The organism is Noviherbaspirillum sp. (genome assembly GCF_035944575.1).
Lineage (GTDB): Bacteria > Pseudomonadota > Gammaproteobacteria > Burkholderiales > Burkholderiaceae_D > Noviherbaspirillum.
The window spans coordinates 66383-85113 of the sequence record NZ_DASZBA010000200.1 but is presented as its reverse complement, the minus strand read 5'-3'; the positions used below and the strand labels follow the sequence as shown (position 1 = coordinate 85113).

At 59.9% G+C, this 18731-nt stretch carries 16 protein-coding genes and 2 pseudogenes; 6 read left to right on the top strand and 12 right to left on the bottom strand.

Annotated features, from left to right (window positions below; all coding sequences use genetic code 11):
- Positions 1 to 120: 120 nt before the first annotated feature.
- From bfr to VGU61_RS16005, 10 genes and pseudogenes are all read right to left on the bottom strand, one after another.
- Positions 121 to 591 carry a bacterioferritin gene (gene bfr / locus VGU61_RS16050; RefSeq protein ID WP_326860204.1) on the bottom strand — a complete coding sequence of 157 codons (471 nt, stop codon included), beginning with the start codon at positions 589 to 591 and terminating at the stop codon, positions 121 to 123.
- Positions 592 to 1061: 470 nt separating this feature from the next.
- On the bottom strand, positions 1062 to 1478 hold the full coding sequence (locus VGU61_RS16045; protein ID WP_326860203.1) for a biopolymer transporter ExbD: 417 nt from the start codon (positions 1476 to 1478) through the stop codon (positions 1062 to 1064).
- Positions 1478 to 2203, bottom strand: coding sequence for a MotA/TolQ/ExbB proton channel family protein (locus VGU61_RS16040; RefSeq protein WP_326860202.1), 726 nt, complete (start codon positions 2201 to 2203; stop codon positions 1478 to 1480). Before VGU61_RS16040 ends, VGU61_RS16045 begins: the two co-directional genes overlap by 1 nt.
- Positions 2204 to 2212: 9 nt before the next feature.
- Positions 2213 to 2977 (bottom strand): TonB family protein, encoded by a 765-nt coding sequence (locus VGU61_RS16035; protein ID WP_326860201.1) that lies wholly within the window; start codon positions 2975 to 2977, stop codon positions 2213 to 2215.
- A gap of 7 nt (positions 2978 to 2984) precedes the next feature.
- Positions 2985 to 3200, bottom strand: a complete 216-nt coding sequence (locus VGU61_RS16030) for a (2Fe-2S)-binding protein (protein ID WP_326860200.1) — start codon at positions 3198 to 3200, stop codon at positions 2985 to 2987.
- 104 nt (positions 3201 to 3304) lie between these two features.
- Positions 3305 to 3625 (bottom strand): hypothetical protein, encoded by a 321-nt coding sequence (locus VGU61_RS16025; protein WP_326860199.1) that lies wholly within the window; start codon positions 3623 to 3625, stop codon positions 3305 to 3307.
- A gap of 111 nt (positions 3626 to 3736) precedes the next feature.
- Positions 3737 to 3853 (bottom strand): annotated as a pseudogene (gene hemP / locus VGU61_RS22665) (hemin uptake protein HemP); the annotation flags it as partial.
- A gap of 395 nt (positions 3854 to 4248) precedes the next feature.
- Positions 4249 to 5364 carry a tRNA 2-thiouridine(34) synthase MnmA gene (gene mnmA / locus VGU61_RS16015; RefSeq protein ID WP_326860198.1) on the bottom strand — a complete coding sequence of 372 codons (1116 nt, stop codon included), beginning with the start codon at positions 5362 to 5364 and terminating at the stop codon, positions 4249 to 4251.
- Positions 5361 to 5876 (bottom strand): NUDIX hydrolase, encoded by a 516-nt coding sequence (locus tag VGU61_RS16010; RefSeq protein ID WP_326860197.1) that lies wholly within the window; start codon positions 5874 to 5876, stop codon positions 5361 to 5363. The genes mnmA and VGU61_RS16010 overlap by 4 nt, the downstream gene beginning before the upstream one ends.
- 255 nt (positions 5877 to 6131) lie before the next feature.
- Positions 6132 to 6347 carry a hypothetical protein gene (locus VGU61_RS16005; protein ID WP_326860196.1) on the bottom strand — a complete coding sequence of 72 codons (216 nt, stop codon included), beginning with the start codon at positions 6345 to 6347 and terminating at the stop codon, positions 6132 to 6134.
- A gap of 31 nt (positions 6348 to 6378) precedes the next feature.
- Here VGU61_RS16005 and panD point away from each other — a divergent pair.
- The 6 genes and pseudogenes from panD (at position 6379) to VGU61_RS15975 (ending at position 11971) form a co-directional block, all read left to right on the top strand.
- A pseudogene (gene panD / locus VGU61_RS16000) lies at positions 6379 to 6737 on the top strand (aspartate 1-decarboxylase).
- 121 nt (positions 6738 to 6858) lie between these two features.
- Positions 6859 to 8445, top strand: a complete 1587-nt coding sequence (locus tag VGU61_RS15995; RefSeq protein WP_326860195.1) for a Re/Si-specific NAD(P)(+) transhydrogenase subunit alpha — start codon at positions 6859 to 6861, stop codon at positions 8443 to 8445.
- An 11-nt stretch (positions 8446 to 8456) separates the two neighbouring features.
- The gene (pntB, locus tag VGU61_RS15990; RefSeq protein ID WP_326860194.1) at positions 8457 to 9878 is read left to right on the top strand and encodes a Re/Si-specific NAD(P)(+) transhydrogenase subunit beta; all 1422 of its coding nucleotides are present in this window, start codon (positions 8457 to 8459) and stop codon (positions 9876 to 9878) included.
- A gap of 263 nt (positions 9879 to 10141) precedes the next feature.
- Positions 10142 to 10546 (top strand): cupin domain-containing protein, encoded by a 405-nt coding sequence (locus VGU61_RS15985; RefSeq protein ID WP_326860193.1) that lies wholly within the window; start codon positions 10142 to 10144, stop codon positions 10544 to 10546.
- 168 nt (positions 10547 to 10714) lie between these two features.
- Positions 10715 to 11074, top strand: coding sequence for a GFA family protein (locus VGU61_RS15980; RefSeq protein WP_326860192.1), 360 nt, complete (start codon positions 10715 to 10717; stop codon positions 11072 to 11074).
- Positions 11075 to 11176: 102 nt separating this feature from the next.
- Positions 11177 to 11971 (top strand): DUF4184 family protein, encoded by a 795-nt coding sequence (locus tag VGU61_RS15975; protein ID WP_326860191.1) that lies wholly within the window; start codon positions 11177 to 11179, stop codon positions 11969 to 11971.
- A gap of 73 nt (positions 11972 to 12044) precedes the next feature.
- Here the strand turns inward: VGU61_RS15975 and VGU61_RS15970 are convergent, their stop codons facing one another.
- Positions 12045 to 12305, bottom strand: coding sequence for a hypothetical protein (locus VGU61_RS15970; RefSeq protein ID WP_326860190.1), 261 nt, complete (start codon positions 12303 to 12305; stop codon positions 12045 to 12047).
- A gap of 80 nt (positions 12306 to 12385) precedes the next feature.
- Positions 12386 to 18532 (bottom strand): AAA family ATPase, encoded by a 6147-nt coding sequence (locus tag VGU61_RS15965; protein WP_326860210.1) that lies wholly within the window; start codon positions 18530 to 18532, stop codon positions 12386 to 12388.
- Positions 18533 to 18731 lie beyond the last annotated feature (199 nt).

Below are 18731 nucleotides of genomic sequence, written 5' to 3'. Positions count from 1 at the left end.
ATCCGATAACCCAAGGCAAAATATTAAAAAGCCGTCAGACACGCAATGTCTGACGGCTTTTTGTTTGGAGCGCTTCGGTAAAGCGCCCTGCTGGTAGAAATTTGTATTTCGCCGTGGAAATTATTCGTCCATTTGAGACTGCAGGTAGTTCTGCAAGCCGATCTTGGTAATCAGATCAAGCTGGGTCTCTAGCCATTCGATGTGTTCTTCGGTGTCTTCCAGGATCTCGCGCAGCAATTCACGCGATACATAGTCGCCCGCCGCTTCGCAGGCGGCGATGCCGTCCTTGACGGTCTGCTGCGAGACGCGTTCCAGGTCCAGGTCCGCCTGCAGCATTTCCGGCGTCGCCTCGCCGATCATCAGCTTGTTCAATGCCTGCAAATTAGGCAAGCCATCCAGCATCAGGATGCGGTTGATCAGCTTGTCGGCATGCTTCATCTCGCCGATGGATTCGTCGTACTCTTTTTTCCCCAGTCTCTCAAAGCCCCAATGCCGGTACATGCGCGCATGCAGGAAGTACTGGTTAATGGCAGTGAGTTCGTTGGTCAACTGGGTATTCAGGAACTTGATGACGGTGGGATCGCCCTTCATGGAAACCTCTTTGCGGGATAGAGAAGACGCGCCGGCGGGATTCTGCGGCATGGTATGGGCAGGATCATACCGCAATCAACGCATTATGCGATGGAATCGTTCCGCGATATCCGGAGATGGCCGGCAAGGCGTGCAGATGCTGTGTTCCGGCGGATAAAGGCGGGGAAGTTTGATGCTGCCATGCCGGAGAGCGCTGTTCCGGACCAGGACTTTTCCGGGGCGCAATACAACTGCGCTACGATGCCTGCTACGCAGACTCAGGCCGCGTCTATCATTTGCCAAAGCCAGGCAAGATTTCCACAGGTGTCACGCAGTCCGTCGGCACGACGGGTGAGTTCGCCAACGCACGCAAATACTGGGCGATCGTCTGCGTCCGTTTCACGGTCAAGTCGCCCCGGCGGAATGGCTCATGGATTGTGGCACGACGGCCAGCGCCATTTGCACCTGAAATGGCATGGCCTGTCACCGCTTCACTTCTTCTCGGGGTCGGTCACGAAGCCGATTTTTTCCAATCCGCCAGCCTGGGCTGCCGCCATCACTTCCGCCACCTTTTCATACTGCGTCGTGCGCTCCGCGCGCAAATGCAGTTCCGGCTGCGGCGATTTCTTTGCCGCTTCTTCGATACGCGTCTGCAGCTGTGCCAGGTCCACCACTTCAGTGTTCCAGAACAGCTTTCCTTCCGCGTCGATTGCAAGATTGATGCTGTCCGGTTTGATGTCGTTCGGTTGTGTGCTTGCGCGTGGCAGGTCGATCTTCACGCCATGATTCATGACCGGAATGGTGATGATGAAGATGATCAGCAACACCAGCATGACATCGACCAGCGGCGTGGTATTGATTTCCGGATTGAAGTCGTCTTCGGAATCCGACAAAGAACCCATCGCCATCATGCACCCCGGATCGCGAACAGTTTGGCGCCAGTGCCGGCATCGCTGCTCTGCTCGGCGCGGGCGCCGGTGACAAACAACGCATGCAGGTCGAATCCGAACTTATTGACACGGGCAAGCAGCGACTTGTTGCCACGCACCAGCGCGTTATAGCCGAATGCCGCCGGGATAGCCACGGCAAGCCCGAGTGCCGTCATGATCAGCGCTTCGCCCACCGGACCGGCCACCTTCTCGATGCCCGCCTGGCCGGAGGTGCCGATGGCGACCAGCGCATGGTAAATGCCCCAGACGGTGCCGAACAGTCCGACGAACGGCGCGCTCGATGCCACCGATGCCAGCACGGCCATGCCGGACTGCAGTTCGGCAGATGCTTCGTCGATCGCCTGCCGCAGCGACAGCGTGATCCAGTCGCTGACCGACAACTGATCATGCAGGTGTCCCTTGTGCGCAGTGTGATGACGCATCGCGCCGACGCCGGCCTGGGCGACATCGGCGAACGGGTTATTCTTGCCGAGCGTGGCCAGTCCTTCGGTAAGGCTGGTCGTATCCCAGAAAGCGTGGCCGGCGGCACGTCCGGCGCGGCGATAGCGCCAAAGCTGCATTGCCTTGGTGACGATGACATACCAAGATGCGATCGACATGACCAGCAGCATGATGGCCACGCCTTTCGTGACCCAATCGCCCTGCATCCATAAGCTCTCCAGTCCGTACGGGCTATGTTCCATGTTGTTTCCTTAACTCGCTAATTGAAAATTGATTGGCACGATGGCGTATGCAGCCACCGGCCTGCCGTCCTCGATGAAGGGCTTGAACAATGCCCGGGCCACTGCCTGCCGCGCTGCTTCGTCGAGGCGGGCGGAACCGGAGGATGTCTGCACTTCGATCTGCTCGGGACGACCCTTGTCGTTGACCAGCACACGCAATATCGCCTTGCCTTCCTCGCCCATGCGTTTGGCGAGCGGCGGATATTCCGGCTTCGGTGCCTGCAGGTACTGGATGCCGGACGTGACGGTCCGAGGCTGGGAGGGCGGCGGGGGCGGTGCGGGCGCAGGGGCTGCCGGTGTGGGTGCGGCAGGTGCCGTGGCAACCGGCGGCGCGGGTTCGGCCGGCGCAGTGGTCTCCTGCGTCGTTTGTGACGGTGGCTCCGCCTGGGCCGGCACCCTGGTCGGCTTCTCCGTTTTCTTCGGTGCGGGCTTCACTTTCTTCGGCACCGGCTGTGGCTTCACCGGTTCGGGACGCGGCTGTTCGACGACCGGCGTCGGCAGCGGTGCGGGCACGGGCTCCGGGGGCAAGACCGGCGCAGGAGCGGGGGCCGGCGTGATGAATGTCGCCATGACCTCCCTGGGCGCCGATTGTTTGGGCTGCGGTTTGGACGGTGTTTGCAGGCTGTACAGCAGGCCCGCGTGGACGAGGATGATCGCGCCAAGCGGACCGATCCGATTGAGGGAGAGGCGTGGTTGCGAGTATGCGCCGCCGGCCGGCAGGAACGCGGTGTTCATGCGTTGATCAAGCGGCCATCGGTTGGAAGAACATTGGTTGCGGCTCGAGCTGCCGTGTGTCGCTCACGCATTTGCGCAGCACCTCCTTTGCATGCGGATGGCATTTGCCGCAGCATGTGCCGAGGCCGAGGTGTTCGCGGATCTGCGGCATGCTGGTCATGCCTGCATCGACTGCCTGGCGGATTGTTCGATCGGAGATATTGTTGCAGATGCAGACGATCATGCCAAAACCTTGCTTTCCTGTTGATGATGTTCGGTAATCAAAACTTCACTATGTTCGGTGTCCGGCACCGCTTTCACGCTGCCGGAAAAATCGTTGTTCATTCCTCAGACCGGTCTTGTCCCGGCGGCGAGCCTTGAGAAGAACGCCATGCGCTGCGGTCGGGGCATGCTGCGCTCGACGACCGACGCCCACTGGTCGGCCAGCTGGTGGCAAGTCGCCCGCAATACCGGCGCCAGATCCGGCAGGTCGGCGAGGGCCTTGAAATGACGTTCGATCACTGCCGCCAGCTTGGTGCACTCGCTGGTTTCATGCAGGTTGGCGGTGTAATGCGACATCAGGTGCAACACGGCGGAGATCAGCAGTTCCGGTTGCGCCGGCGCACTGTTCGGCTCAAGCAGAACGGGATTCATCGTTTCGATAGCCATCAAAGACTCCTTGGTCAGGTGTTCTGCTGGCTACCGCACACATTTCGCGGATGGCTGGCCGGGGTTGGTCGGGGGCGGCAATGCCGCGCGGTGCGTTCATTACATCCAGCCTCATGCGGTCAGGATCAGCTTGTTCAGCTGGGTCAGCCGCAGGCGATAAATTCTGCCCTGGTGTTCGATCTCGACTTCCCGCATCTGGCGGAACAAATCCTCGCTTTTAATGCGTACGACGGATGCCGACAACTCTGAACCGGTGTCCGTCTTGCCGACGGACAGGCGTTTTTCCCGCGACTGCTCTGACATTTCAGACTTTCTGGAGAATTTTTGTAAATGCGAATAGTTCGTATTTAGATTATTAGTTATATTGATCCGGTTTGCAAGGGTTTTATTTGGAAGAAAATCAAACTCGGGCAAAACAACGCCTGTACCCAAAAGAGTGAGTATTTGCTAGCGGGAAATAGCTGTCTGACCCTTGAAGGCGGCGGTCAAATACGTTCTGAAGGTGAATGCCGGAACCGGGCGGCAACGCCCGTTCAGCCCGCAATCTTGCGATAGGGGCTATCTGGGAAGCTGAATACGTAAGCTATTGAGAACGGCGATGCAGGACCGCCGTCAGGATGGGCCTATGCAGCGGCGTGATGAATGATGCCGCCGCCGAGGCAGATATCGCCGTCATACAGCACAGCGGATTGCCCAGGAGTGACTGCCCACTGCGGTTCGGGAAAGTACAACGCCAAGTCATCACTGATTTCGGCGGCATCGCAGGCGACATCCGGCTGACGATAGCGGGTCTTCGCATGCAGGCGTCCGGCAGCCGGCGGCTCGCCGGCGATCCAGCTGAGCTGATTGGCGGTGAGCGATGAAGACAGCAGCCATGGATGGTCATGGCCTTGCACCACGTACAACGTATTGTTTTCGACATCCTTGCGCGCCACATACCAGGCGTCGCTGCTGCCTTCCGCATTCTGGTAAGACTTGATGCCACCCAGGCCGATGCCCTTGCGCTGGCCGAGCGTGTAGAAACTCAGTCCGACATGGCTGCCGACCGTGGTGCCGTCCGGGGTCTTCATCGGTCCCGGCTGGTAGGAGAGATAGCGGTTCAGGAAATCCCGGAAAGGTCGCTCGCCGATGAAGCAGATGCCGGTCGAATCCTTTTTCTTGGCGTTCGGCAGGCCGATGCGCTCGGCGATCCTGCGGACTTCGGTCTTCTGGATTTCACCGAGCGGGAAAAGGGTTTTCGACAATTGCGCCTGGTTGAGCCGGTGCAGGAAATAGCTCTGATCCTTGCTGGCATCGAGCGCCTTGAGCAATTGGAAGCGGCCCGCATCCGGGCCCGATGTTACTTCACGCACCCGTGCATAGTGGCCGGTGGCGATCAGGTCGGCGCCGAGATGCATCGCATGGTCGAGGAAGGCCTTGAATTTGATCTCGGCGTTGCACAGCACATCGGGATTCGGCGTGCGGCCGGCCTGGTATTCGCGCAGGAATTCGGCGAACACGCGATCCTTGTATTCAGAAGCAAAGTTGACGGCTTCAATATCCACGCCGACCACATCGGCGACGCTGGCCGCATCGATCCAGTCCTGGCGAGTGGAACAGTATTCCGAATCGTCGTCGTCTTCCCAGTTTTTCATGAACAGGCCGATCACTTCATAGCCCTGTTCTTTCAGCAGCCATGCGGAAACCGACGAATCGACGCCGCCGGACATGCCGATGACGACTTTTTTCCTGCGTGTCATTTCACGAGAGCCAGTGCCGGCGGATCGGCCGGGCGCAACACGCCGATCGCATCCGGATGGGTGTACAGCAGGGAGAGCGGAGCCCGCTTGCCGGCGAGGTAATCGTCGACACAGCGCAATACCAGCGGGCTGCGGTGTTTTTCCTGGCAGGCCAGCATTTCCTCGCGCGTCATCCAGACGGTGCGCAGAATGCCGTAGTCGAGAGGGCGATCGTGGCTGGCGCCGAGCTCACCCGCAAAGGCAAATCGAAGATAAGTCACTTCCAGCCCGGTACGGGAGGACAGGTAGCGGGACATGTACAGGCCCACCAACGCTGTCGGCGTGAAATCGACAGCCGCTTCTTCCAGCGTTTCGCGCGTTACCGCCTGCTCCAGCGACTCGTTGGGATCGAGATGGCCGGCAGGCTGATTGAAGCGGATGCCATCGCTGGTTTCTTCTTCCACCAGCAGGAAGTGACCGTCGCGCTCGACGATGGCCGCAACGGTGACAGAGGGTTTCCAAACGTCAGTCATAGTGTCCTCGAAAGTGGGCGCCATTTTAACCGCGGTTATCGCCCGACTGCATGCTTCTTTGCACGACATGCGGCTAAAACACGAATAATCTGCCGGATGAAGGCGGTTATGATTGATTTTCGCTAATGGGCATTACCCGATTAATCAGTCTTCGGTCAAAAACCTTGCAGAATGAAGGACATTCAGCTTTTTTGATCATGTTGCCAAATCGTTTATGACAAGGATGGCAACCGTGGCAATATGTCGCTCTTTAAATTAGTAGAAAGCCATAAAAAAGAACGGTTGTGCTAATTTTGGAATTGCGTGTAACATCTGCGCACGAATTTTCAAAAAGACATGGGAAAAATGCATCGACGCCGGCATGCGATGCGTCTTTCGAATGATTTCAGCTATATAGGGTCGCCCGCCGGAATTTACAGCCCTGTCAACTGAATTGCCTGTCACATCCGTTTTTGCTGCCGTCTTTGCCATGGCGGATTGTTTTGCGTCATTGGGAGAATAAATGCAACGCATCATGTTCAGGTCGAAAATCCACCGCGTGACGGTCACGCAGGCCGACCTGCATTATGAAGGCTCATGCGGCATCGGCCAGAACCTGCTGGAAGCCGCCGACATCAAGGAGTTCGAGAAAATCGGGATCTATAACATCAATAACGGCGAGCGGTTTTCCACTCATGCAATCAAGGGCAAACCGGCAGCGGAGAAATTTTCCTGAACGGCGCATCGGCACGGCGTGCGCATCTTGGCGACCTGTTGATTATCTGCACCTATGCACCGATGAACGAAACAGAAGTCGAAACCGATGTGCCGGAGATCGTTTTCGTTGATGAAAAGAACCAGATGACAGGACTGAAGAAGTAAAAACAAGAAGTGAGCCACACGAGGTCGGTGAAATGCCGCCCCAAACCAATTCCGAAGAGGCAGCAGGATGCCGGCCGGTCCTGCAGGATTAAAAACACTTAAATAACCAAGAGGAAAGCGTATGCCGTTAATCATTGGAGTGCCAAAGGAAATCTTTCCGGATGAAAAGCGTGTCGCGACCGTTCCCGAAGTCGTGGAAAAGCTGATCAAGCTCGGTTTCTCCGTCGCTGTCGAATCCGGTGCCGGCGATGCCGCCAATTTCAGCGACGATACCTACCGCGCAGCCGGGGCGCAGGTCGTGCCGGGTGCGGCCCAGCTATGGGCCGGATCCGATATCGTATTCAAGGTGCGGCCACCCACCATCGAGGAAGTCGGCATGATGCGGGAGGGCGGCACGCTGATCAGCTTCATCTGGCCTGCGCAAAACCCCGACCTGATGCAGCGGCTCGCGGCAAAAAGGGTCACTGTGCTGGCAATCGACGCGCTGCCGCGGACACTCTCCCGCGCCCAGAAGATGGACGCATTGACCTCTCAGGCCGGCGTCGCCGGCTATCGCGCCGTCATCGAGGCGGCCAACGCATTCGGCCGTTTCTTTAACGGTCAGATCACCGCCGCAGGCAAGGTTCCGCCGGCCAAGGTGTTTATTGCCGGCGCCGGCGTGGCCGGCCTGGCGGCAATCGGCACGGCTGCCGGCCTCGGCGCCATCGTGCGCGCCAATGACACCCGTGCCGAAGTGGCCGACCAGGTCGTGTCCTTGGGCGGTGAATTCGTCAAGGTCGATTACGAAGAGGAAGGCTCCGGCGGCGGCGGCTATGCGAAAGTGATGAGCGAAGGCTTCCAGCAGGCCCAGCGCGAAATGTATGCGAAGCAAGCCAGGGAGGTGGATATCATCATCACCACCGCGCTTATCCCGGGCAAGCCCGCGCCCAGGCTGATCACCGCAGACATGGTAAAGAGCATGAAGCCGGGCAGCGTGATCGTCGACATGGCGGCCGAGCAGGGCGGTAACTGCGAACTGACCGAACCCGGACAAGCGGTAGTCAGGCATGGCGTAACCATCGTCGGTTACACCGACCTGGTCAGCCGCCTGGCGAAGCAGTCCTCCACGTTATATGCCACCAATCTGTTCCGCCTGACCGAAGAGCTTTGCAAGACCAAGGACGGCATCATCAACGTCAATATGGAAGATGATGCCATACGCGGCCTGACGGTCATCAAGGACGGCAACATCACCTGGCCGGCGCCGCCGCCGAAACTGCCTGCAGCCCCCGCAAAACCCGCTGCCAAGCCGGCAGCGGTGCAGGCGAAGGGGCATGGCCATGGCGCACCGAGCGAACCGGCATCCGGCACACGCATCGCCGTAATGTTCGGCGTCGCGGCGGCATTGTTCTGGTTCATCGGCGCGTTTGCGCCGCCGGCCTTCCTCGGCCACTTCACGGTGTTCGTCCTCGGCTGCTTTGTCGGCTACATGGTGGTGTGGAATGTCACGCCGGCACTGCACACGCCGCTGATGAGCGTCACCAATGCCATCTCCAGCATCATCGCCATCGGCGCGCTGGTGCAGATCGCGCCTCCGCTCGCGGCGGGCGCAGAACGACCGGGCGACTGGATACGCTGGCTGGCGGTGATCGGCATTGTGCTCACCACGATTAACATGTTCGGCGGATTCGCCGTGACTCGCCGCATGCTGGCGATGTTCCGCAAATAAGGGAGCGCTCCATGTCTCAAAGTCTTACAGCAGTCGCCTATCTGGGCGCAACCATCCTCTTCATCCTGAGCCTGGGCGGCCTGTCCAATCCGGAGACCTCCCGCCGCGGCAACCTGTACGGCATGATCGGCATGACGATCGCCGTGCTGGCGACCGTGTTCGGCCCGTCCGTCACGGCCGCCGGCCTGCCGTGGATCATCGGCGCGATGCTGGTCGGTGCGGCCATCGGCCTGTATGCCGCCCGCACCGTGCAGATGACGCAGATGCCGGAACTGGTGGCATTGATGCACAGCCTGGTAGGTCTCGCCGCCACGCTGGTCGGTTTCGCAAGCTACATCGATCCTGCCGCCTCCGCCAACTTCACCGGCGCCGAAAAGATTATCCACGAAGTGGAAATTTACATCGGCATCCTGATCGGCGCGGTGACCTTCTCCGGATCGATCATCGCCTTCGGCAAGCTGTCCGGCCGTATCGGCGGCAAGCCCTTGCTGCTGCCCGGCCGCCACCTGCTCAACCTCATCGGCCTGCTCGTCGTGATCTATTTCGGCTACCTGTTCCTGCAGGCGCAAAGCATCGATGCCGGCATGACACCGCTGATCGTGATGACGGTGATTGCGCTCCTGTTCGGCATCCACATGGTGATGGCGATCGGTGGCGCAGACATGCCGGTGGTGGTGTCGATGCTCAACAGCTACTCGGGATGGGCGGCGGCGGCAACCGGCTTCATGCTGTCCAACGACCTGTTGATCGTCACCGGCGCGCTGGTGGGTTCGAGTGGTGCCATTCTCTCCTACATCATGTGCCGCGCAATGAACCGCAACTTCCTCAGCGTGATCGCGGGCGGCTTCGGCGGCGATGCTCCCAAGCCGAAGGCAGCGGGCGACGCCGCGCAACCGGAAGGCGAAGTGTCGCCGGTGACCGCCGCCGAGACCGCCGAAATGCTGCGCGACGCAAAAAATGTGATCATCGTGCCGGGTTACGGCATGGCGGTCGCACAGGCGCAGCATACCGTGTATGAAATCACGAAGACCTTGCGCGAAAAGGGCGTGAATGTCCGCTTCGGCATTCATCCGGTCGCGGGAAGGATGCCGGGCCACATGAACGTTCTGCTGGCGGAAGCGAAAGTGCCTTACGACATCGTGATGGAAATGGACGAGCTGAACGACGACTTTCCGGACACCGACGTCGCCATCGTGATCGGCGCCAACGACATCGTCAACCCGGCGGCCCAGGACGACCCGAGCAGCCCGATCGCCGGCATGCCGGTGCTTGAAGTCTGGAAAGCGAAGACCTCCATCGTCATGAAGCGCAGCATGGCTTCCGGCTATGCGGGCGTGGACAATCCGCTGTTCTACAAGGATAACAACCGGATGCTGTTCGGCGATGCGAAGAAGATGCTGGACGAAGTACTGGGCGCATTGAAGGCGGCCTGATTTTCAGCGCGCCCGAAGCACGAAAAGCCGCGCCCTGCGCGGCTTTTTTCCTTGTTGAAACATGAGTCAGTCCTGTGCCTATCGACTTGGCCACGCATGCATCTCGATCCTGCTTGCAATGACAGTTTTTCCACGAAGCTTCTCAGGGAGAAGGCAATCGAACCGCCATGCTTAACCTGTTAATCTTGCATGTGCAATGAATAGCAGGCGGGTAAATCCGCGACTGCCGACGAATGCTCTTCAATGACATGCACGAGGTTCTCATGGATGCCGATCATCGCAAGGTACAGGCCGTTCGACCCGATGCCGAAGTAATGACAAAACAACGCCTCCCGTACTACATCGGAATTTCCGGGAATACGGTTGGTGCACAAGGCCTGTCGATGCACATGGTGCTCATCCCGCCGGGCGGGCGCGCCGAGCCGCACAAGCACATAGGCTACGAGACAGGCATCTATGTTCTCGAAGGACGGGTTTGCACGCGATGGGGCGCATCGCTTGAACATGAGGTTGTGAGCGAAGCCGGCGACTTTCTTTTCATCCCGCCCGGTGTACCGCATGAGGCAATCAACTTAAGCGCTACCGAACCGGCGCGTGCAATCGTCGCACGCAACGACCCATCGGAACAGGACACGGTCGAACCGTTTGCGCGCCCCGAAGGCACCTAGATGCGCCGCTGCCAGGTTGAGGAGATTCATGCTGGAGATCAAAAGCAATGGTTGCCGCTTGAGCATGCGATTCATCCAATCGGCAGGCATCATGTCGAAGATAAAGCACCATGCTAATCTTGCCTTTCGCAATGTACAAAAATACCTTCCTCAGGGGATGAGAAGTATATGAGCCGTCCAATGCAGACATATCAAGGCAGCTGTCACTGTGGCGCAGTTCGCTTCGAGATTGAGACAGATTTTCCCGAACTCACGATGTGCGACTGTTCGCTATGCCGCCGCAGGAATGCTCTCATGATCAAGGTCCATGAGAGCAGGTTCCGTCTGCTGGCGGGCGAGGAATCACTCACCGAATACCAGTTCCACACCAGGACGGCGCGGCACTTTTTCTGCAAGGTATGCGGCATCTATCCGTTTCACCGCAAGCGTGTTACACCGGACAATCTCGGCATCAACATCTTTTGCTTGCACAACGTCGATCCCGAAGGTATTCCGGTTCGGCAGGCGGTCGGAGCAGGGATGCCATGAATGACGAGGTCGTGCGGAATATATTGTTGAATAGCGGCGCGCGACGAAGGCGGCGGATCCGGACGGCACTGGAAATCCGCAGAACCGGTGATTCGAGACCTTTTGAATCGTCTCGATAGCATGCCGTTCACGCTTTCCCATCCTGCAGCCATTGTTCCCATCCAGCGATACTGGAAAGGCGCGAGCCTTTCCGCCCTGGTCATCGGCAGCATGGCGCCTGACTTCGTCTACTTTCTCAGGATCGCAATTTCCGGCGCGCTGAGTCACAGCCTGGCAGGAATCATCACGTTCTGTGTGCCCGCCAGCCTGGTTGCCTACCTGATTTTTCATCTCCTGATCAAGCGGCCATTCTGGCTGCTCTTGCCCGATCGCCTCCGGAGTCGGCTCGATATAGAATCGCCCGACTGGCTTCCGACATCGCCCAAATCATGGGCGGTGATCAGTGCTTCGGCTGCACTGGGCGCAGCTACGCATGTGGCCTGGGATAGCTTCACGCATGCGAACACGGCCGTTGTGACCTACTTCAGTTGGCTCAGGTCGGCGATCGGCCCGGACAGCGGCCCCCGGATTCCCCTGTACAAGTTACTGCAGCACAGCAGCACCGTACTCGGATTGTGGATTCTGGCGGCTGCATTGCGAAGATGGTTCAACGCAACGCCGCCCTTGCACATTCCCGGTAACCAATTGAGCCCGAAGATGCGCATGGCGGTTGTGCTCGTGCTGTTGATCGCAGGATCGCTCGGATTGTTGATTGGCGCGATGAGCGTGCCGGGCGCTGCTCTGGAACGAATGACATTCAGGGGAATCGTGAAAGGAGTGCAGTGGTTTGCGATTGCGGCGCTGCTGTATTGCATTCTGATGCAGACATACCTGGGCATCCGGCGAGATGCCGGTTGATATTCCCGGCGCCGCTTCTAGTGCTGCCCATATTGCCTATTCCTCTTGTACTCGTGTTTCGATATCTGAACGCTCATCCCGTATTGCGCCAGATTTTTTCCATAATCGCCGCGGCATGCTCCAGATGGGCGGCACTTCGTTCGCCATATTTGGAGTATCGACCTGAACGGTCATTGAAAACAACTTTGCGGGTTTCATGATTGATATACAGCTCACCCGATATCCTTGCCTGGCCTCCGACGACGAGGGCGGGATGTGATAAGCGGGGTTCCGCTTGGTCTTTCCCCAAGTTATGCAATGGTGCCAATGCTTCATCCGTGATGATGCTGTCCACCCGTGTTTGCGGTACAACGATCAGTCGCTCCAGCTTGCTTGCGCTCCGGATAAGCTTTTCGCCTGCACTTACCGGCTGGTCTATGAGGCCATGCTGCTTTGCCGATACTTCTCCACCAGGAGCAGCACAGCCTGGGACTGGTAGTTGATGGCGAGCGAACGCAATCGGCTCGCAAAGGGGCGATAGCACTCGTCGAGTTCGTCCAGCCGGTCGGCCTGCACCGCGATCTCGTGCATGTTGCCCAGCCTGGCCAACCGATACAGCACTTCCATCTCATCCGCCGGTGGCGCGACGATGGCCTCCTCTTCTGGCGGCGATGCCGCTTGCGCTGCGTCGTAGGTCCACTCCAATCGCAGCAGCCTGGCTATCTGCGCGAGCAGCTTGTCCGTCTCAAGCGGTTTGGGCAGAAAGACATGCGCCCCGGCCGCCAGGCTTTGCTCGCTGTCGCTGGCCGACACGCTGGCTGACATCACGATGATCGGCAAATCCCGAAAGACTGCCTGTCGGCATAAAAGACGCATGGCCTCCAGCCCGTCCATCTCCGGCATGACGAGATCCATCAGGATCAGATCGGGCTGCAAGCGCTGCGCCATCTCCACCCCTTCGCGGCCCTTGGACGCCTCGGCCACCTCGAACCCGAGCGGCGTCAGCAAGTCGACCGCCACCATCCGATTTTCGGCAATATCGTCGACCACCAGTACCCTCCTGCGCGGCCCCGCATAGCCGGTCACTATCCTGGACGATGTTGCTGCCATGGCTCTCTGTACCGGATGCGCCTCCACCTCGAAGCGGAAGGTGCTGCCCTGACCCAACCTGCTCTCGGCCTCTATCCGGCCACCCATCAGGTGCACATATTGCTGGCTGATGGTCAAGCCCAGGCCCGTGCCGACCACTCGCCGCTGCATGTCGCAGGCCTGTTCGAACGGTTCGAAAATGGCTTTTAACCGGTCTGCGGCAATGCCGATACCGGTGTCCTGCACCTCAAAGCAGAGTCGGTCCGGCGGCGTAAAGCGCACCCGCAGCACGACCCGGCCACGGTCGGTGAATTTGATCGCATTGGATAGGAGGTTCAGCAACACCTGGCGCAGACGCTTCTCGTCGGCCCGGATCCACTGCGGCAGACTGGGAGAAAAATCCCGGACAAACTCCAGCTCCTTCTGTGCCGCCTTCATCGCAACGATTTCGATGATGTTCTGCACGAAGCGGGCAAGCGGGATGTCGACCGGGACGAGTTCCATCCTGCCGGCTTCGATCTTGGCCAGGTCCAAAATGTCATTGATGAGGGTCAGGAGATGCTCGCCGCTTTTCCTGATCACATTCACGCCGGCAAGCTGACGTTCGCCAAGAACCTGATCACGCTCGAGGATCTGGGCATAGCCGAGAATGCTGTTCAACGGCGTGCGCAGCTCATGGCTCATGGTGGCCAGGAAGGCACTTTTGGCGCGGTTGGCCGCCTCGGCGGCATGGCGTGCCTCCCGTTCCGCTTCGGCCCGCTTGCGTTCGGTCAAGTCCAGCACGAAGGCTACGCCGTGATCCGGCGAATCGTCGAAAAGAACGGCGCCGAGCAGTACCGGGATGCGGCTGCCGTCCTTGTGCAAAAACTCCTTCTCATAGGGAGTGCTCGTTCTGGTAGCACGCACTTCCGTCAATTTTTGCTCGTCGAGCGCCTTGTATTCCGGCAGCGTCATGGATTCCCAGTTCACTTTCCCGTCCGCCAAGTCTTGCCGGGAGTAGCCGACCATCTGCAGGAATGCTTCGTTGGCGTCAGTGATGCCCCCGCTTAAATTCCAGAACACAATGCCGATGATGCTGGACTCGACCAGGCGGCGGATGCGGGCATGGCTGTCGCGCACGTCGGCATACAGCCGGGCATTGTCGAGCGAGATGGCGGCCTGGCAGGCCAGCAGTTCCAGCACCTGGACGCGGTCCGGCGTAAAGGCGTGGGTGGTCAGATTGTTTTCCAGATAGAGCACGCCCACCAAGGTCGATTGGCGCAGGATCGGCAGGCACAGCACGGATTGAGGCCGCTGTCGGGCAAAGTACGGATCGTTGGAGAACGGGTGCGATTCGGCGGCATCCATCAGCAGCACGGATTCGCGACTGCGCCGGACATATTGGAGGATGGTCATGGGCAAGTGTGTCTGTTGCCGAGGCCGTCCGGCTTGACGACGCACCTGCACCGCCTGCTGCTCGACTTCGGCTTCGGCTGCCAGCGTCAGTTCATCTTTTTTAACCAACAGCAGGCAGCCAGTCTGTGCGCCGGCATTTTCAAGCACTACGCGCATGAGGGCATCAATCAGTTCGTCCAGTACGATGCGGCCGGAAATGGCTTGCGACGCCTTGGCAGCCGACAGCATGTCCAAACGGGACGCACCGTCGGGCAGGCGGTCCGAGGCGGAAGCGCTCAAGGCATGTGCGCGCAATTGCGGATAGCGTTCTTCGAGCTGCCGGACCTTGCCTGATTCCTCCCACTCCGCATAACAGTCACGCGCCCGTTCCAGGTGGGCGTTGCCGGCGGTCGACAGGCCGTATGCGAGATAGAAGCGGGCGGCGAGTTCGCTGGCGATTCCCTCGTTGTGCACGAAGCCGTTGTCGCGGGCCGAGCGGATGGCCTGCTCGTACAGCAGTTCGGCGTCGAACTTCCGGTCTTCAAGGCGCGCGATCTCTGCGCCGAGCAGCGCGGCCCGGTTCGCGAAGTTCTCCGGGCAGGCCTTTGCGTAGGCATCGAGCTCCCTATGGTGGGCGCGCAATGCCTCCATGTGCGGTGCCCGTTCACCGGCGTCAACCGAATCGCAGAGTGCGGCGCATGCAAGCGCGCCGTAGTAGTGATATTCCACCGTTTCAAAGAAACCCCACGACGTCCATAAAAGCGGCTTTGCCCGCATGGCGGCTGCAAGGGCGGCGGAAAAATCGCCCGCCAGAAAGCGCACCTGCAGCTTGCGGATCCAGTACCAGCACGCGCCGATCGCCAGGCGCGGGTTGTCGGCGTACCGGCGTTCCTCCTCATCCTCGTTGAACTGCGCATCGTCAAGGGTACCGAAAATCGGCGTCAATCCAAGTAGCGTTCGCGCGAGCGCGAGCTGCGAATTGATCGTGCCGACGACCATGCCGAAGCGCGCTTTCTGTACAAAGGCGAGGCGATGCTCGGCCTCGCGCTGCACCTCGCTGAGCGGTGCGCCGGTGGCCAGGAGGTTGCTGATGATGTTCGTGCAGCTGACCGACGCAAAGATGATGTTGCCGTTCCTGTTTCCTGCCTCGAAGGCGCGGAGCAGCAGGTCGTGTCCGGCCCGGATATGCTGGGCCCAGAGCAGGGCGCGCGCGGCAAAGGTGAAATAGACCTCGCTCTCGAAACGCGTCAGCCCGCGCCGCTCCACCAGCAGGCAGCCGAGCCGCGCCAGGCGATAGGCGGCATGGTAGTCGCCGAACATGGAACCGGCGATCATGCCCAGCCTGCCGTAGGCGAAGCACGAGGCGGCGCTGTTGCCATGCGTGAGACTGAAACTGACTGCCTTGCAGGAGAGCAGCGAATACAGGTTCGCGTCCGTAAACATGGCGGGCATGCCGATCTTGGTCAGCACATCGAGCGTCGCGAGGGACGCCGGATCGGTCATCAAGGGCAGGTCGATGAGCTCGTCGATCGGCCGCTCGCCAAGCCTGGACATGGTTTGGTCATACTCGCCGCGCACCTGCTCTTGCGTCGGCTGCGGCGACAGGTCGATGCCGATGTGGCGCAGGCAGTCGAGGCCGACCTCGACCGCACGATCGCTGCGGTCCATATGCGTGTACAGGTCAGCGCGCAGGCAAGCCACGGACGCGCGTTCCACCGCAGTTGCCGTGCACATCGACAGCAGCGCCAGCCGTTCCTCGGCGGCGGCCAGGGCGCTGGTCAGGAACTCGCATTCGGCCCGAATCAGTTCGAGCTCGAAGATCAGCTCATGCCGCCGCTCCCAGCAATCCTCCGTCAGCAATGCCGTGCCGGCAGTCACGAAAGCCAGCGCAGACGCAAATGCCGTCGCCGCCCTGGCGCGCTTCCCGGCCAACAAGTTGAGTTCGGCAATCCGTTCCTTTTCTTCCCGCGACTCGACCAGGCTGCTGCCGCGATTGAATTGGCTGACAAGCTCGAAGATCCTGTTCGCCAGCGCCTCGGGCGCCAGGCTGGATGCCAGCATGCGGCCGATGTGCAGGTGCATCACGGCCCGCAATGTCTCGGGGATCATCGAGTAGGCCGCTTCTTGCACACCGTCGTGGAGGAACAGGTAGGTATCCGCCTGCCTGAACACCGGGCCCATGCATGCCGCCTCCCGGAACAGGGCGTGAATGGCCTCCGCGGGTTGCCCGAGTACGATGGCGAGCGTGGCGGTGTCCGCGGCATTACCGAGGAAGGCAAACCTTGCCAAGGCATCCCGGGTATCGTTCGGAAGGCGGCCAAGCTTGCCCACGATCAATTCCACGACATTGTCCGTATAGCCCATTGCGTGGATACGGGACATGTTCCAGCGCCAAGTGCCGGCGCGATCATCGAAGGACAGCAGTTTCTCGTCGGCCAGGGTAGCCAGGAACTGTTTGGTGAAGAAGGGGTTGCCGCCGGTCTTGTCCAAAAGTAATTGCGCCAGTGGTTGTGCCTCGTCAGGCCGGCAATGCATGGATTCGGCCACCAGCTGCGCCAGTTCGTCCAGTGACAGCGAGGCGAGCACGATGCGTTGCAGGCGGCCTCCGGCTTGGCGGATCGCTTCCAGGCGCTGCCTCAATGGGGGGCTGTCGCCGACTTCGTTGTCCCGATAGGCGCCGATCAGCAACAGGGAATGCATGTCCGGATGGGTCACAAGGTCGGCCAGCACGGCGAGCGTTCCCGCGTCCGCCCACTGCAAATCGTCGAGGAACAGCACCAAAGGATGCTCTTGCCGGGCGAATACGCCGAGAAAGCGGCGGAATACCAGTTGAAAGCGGCCTTGCGCTTCCTGTGGCGGCAGGACCGGTACGGGGGGCTGCGGACCGATGATGAGTTCGAGCTGGGGGATCAGATTGACCATGAGCTGTCCAACCGGACTCAGTGCCTCGCACAGGGCCTGCCGCCAGCGGGCGATGCTGGCGTCGTCTTCACCCAGAATTTGGCGCACAAGCTGGTCCAGGGCCTGGGCCAGGGTAGCGTAGGGAATGTCGCGCTTGTACTGGTCGAACTTGCCTGCGACGAAGTAGCCATGCCTTGCCATGATGGGCTGTTGCAGGTCATGGACCAACGCGGATTTCCCCACGCCCGAGTAGCCGGCCACCGTGACCAGCAGCCGCCCCCCCGCCGTTGCGATCCTCTCGAATGCATTCAGCAGTGCAGCTCTTTCCTGCTCGCGCCCATACAGCTTGTGCGGCACATGGAAGCGGTCGGACACGTCCCGTGTGCCGAGCGGAAATGGTGCAATCGCTCCAGTGGCCTGCCATTGGTCCAGACAATGCGCCAGGTCGGCCAGGAGGCCGGAGGCGCTCTGGTAGCGGTCCTCCGGCACCTTTGCCAGCAGCTTGAGCACGAGGTGCGACACGGCATGCGGCAGGTCAGGCACCAGATAATGCGGCGGAACGGGCATGCGGGCCAGATGGCAATGCACCCATTCCAGCGCATCGTTGGCCTGGAACGGCAACTGCCCGGTCAGCAGGCGGTACAGCAGGATGCCAAGTGAATAGAAATCGGTGCGGTAATCGGCCTGGCGCTTCATGCGCCCGGTCTGCTCAGGTGAAACATACGCCCAATCGCTGCCGGCAGCCGGCCGGGAAGACGTCGCACTCTCACGCGCAGTAGCCCTAGATGCATCCGCTAATTTCACCTGGATCCCATGGGGTGCATGCGCAAGCAGGAAGTTGGCGGGACGGATGTCGTGATGTACGAAGCCGGCCGCATGGAGCGCGGCCAAGGCGCGAACCGATTGAAGAGCAATGTCGAGCGCTGTCCGCAGGTCCAGGCGCGGCTGGCGTGCCAGCACCACATCCAGACTCTCGCCCGGAAAGAATTCCAGGACCAAGGCGGGGTGTATGCTGTCCTCCTGCAGGGCAATCGGCTTAAGGATCTCGGGGGCATCAAGAGATTGCAGCAAGGCATACTCGTGCCGCAAGCTATTCACAGCGCATTCGCGTGGAGGGAGCTTCAGAAGAGCAGTGGTGCCGTCTTGCTCATGGCGGGCGACGTAAAGGGTTCCACCGGCTGTCAGGCCTATCTGCTGAATAACCTGATAGTTGCCCATCGTCATCAGACTTTTCTGCGTTGAGGGTGGTGTCGGTTACGGCAACGTCTCTGTTCTTTTTCGGGTCCCTGCAACGTATCGGACTAAAGATTGCGCTCTTCAGGCAGTTGCTTGTCCAAGTTGCTAAAAGGTGCCTGAAGCGATCTGATATTACCATGGCCGATCCATGGCGCTAATGCGCAATAAAGGGCAGTCATGC

Bases quoted from the DNA above. Each gene is read 5' to 3' on its own strand.
- bfr (WP_326860204.1), bottom strand. From the start codon at position 591: ATGAAGGGCGATCCCACCGTCATCAAGTTCCTGAATACCCAGTTGACC.
- VGU61_RS16045 (WP_326860203.1), bottom strand. From the start codon at position 1,478: ATGGCGATGGGTTCTTTGTCGGATTCCGAAGACGACTTCAATCCGGAA.
- VGU61_RS16040 (WP_326860202.1), bottom strand. From the start codon at position 2,203: ATGGAACATAGCCCGTACGGACTGGAGAGCTTATGGATGCAGGGCGAT.
- VGU61_RS16035 (WP_326860201.1), bottom strand. From the start codon at position 2,977: ATGAACACCGCGTTCCTGCCGGCCGGCGGCGCATACTCGCAACCACGC.
- VGU61_RS16030 (WP_326860200.1), bottom strand. From the start codon at position 3,200: ATGATCGTCTGCATCTGCAACAATATCTCCGATCGAACAATCCGCCAG.
- VGU61_RS16025 (WP_326860199.1), bottom strand. From the start codon at position 3,625: ATGGCTATCGAAACGATGAATCCCGTTCTGCTTGAGCCGAACAGTGCG.
- mnmA (WP_326860198.1), bottom strand. From the start codon at position 5,364: ATGACACGCAGGAAAAAAGTCGTCATCGGCATGTCCGGCGGCGTCGAT.
- VGU61_RS16010 (WP_326860197.1), bottom strand. From the start codon at position 5,876: ATGACTGACGTTTGGAAACCCTCTGTCACCGTTGCGGCCATCGTCGAG.
- VGU61_RS16005 (WP_326860196.1), bottom strand. From the start codon at position 6,347: ATGGCAAAGACGGCAGCAAAAACGGATGTGACAGGCAATTCAGTTGAC.
- VGU61_RS15995 (WP_326860195.1), top strand. From the start codon at position 6,859: ATGCCGTTAATCATTGGAGTGCCAAAGGAAATCTTTCCGGATGAAAAG.
- pntB (WP_326860194.1), top strand. From the start codon at position 8,457: ATGTCTCAAAGTCTTACAGCAGTCGCCTATCTGGGCGCAACCATCCTC.
- VGU61_RS15985 (WP_326860193.1), top strand. From the start codon at position 10,142: ATGGATGCCGATCATCGCAAGGTACAGGCCGTTCGACCCGATGCCGAA.
- VGU61_RS15980 (WP_326860192.1), top strand. From the start codon at position 10,715: ATGAGCCGTCCAATGCAGACATATCAAGGCAGCTGTCACTGTGGCGCA.
- VGU61_RS15965 (WP_326860210.1), bottom strand. From the start codon at position 18,532: ATGGGCAACTATCAGGTTATTCAGCAGATAGGCCTGACAGCCGGTGGA.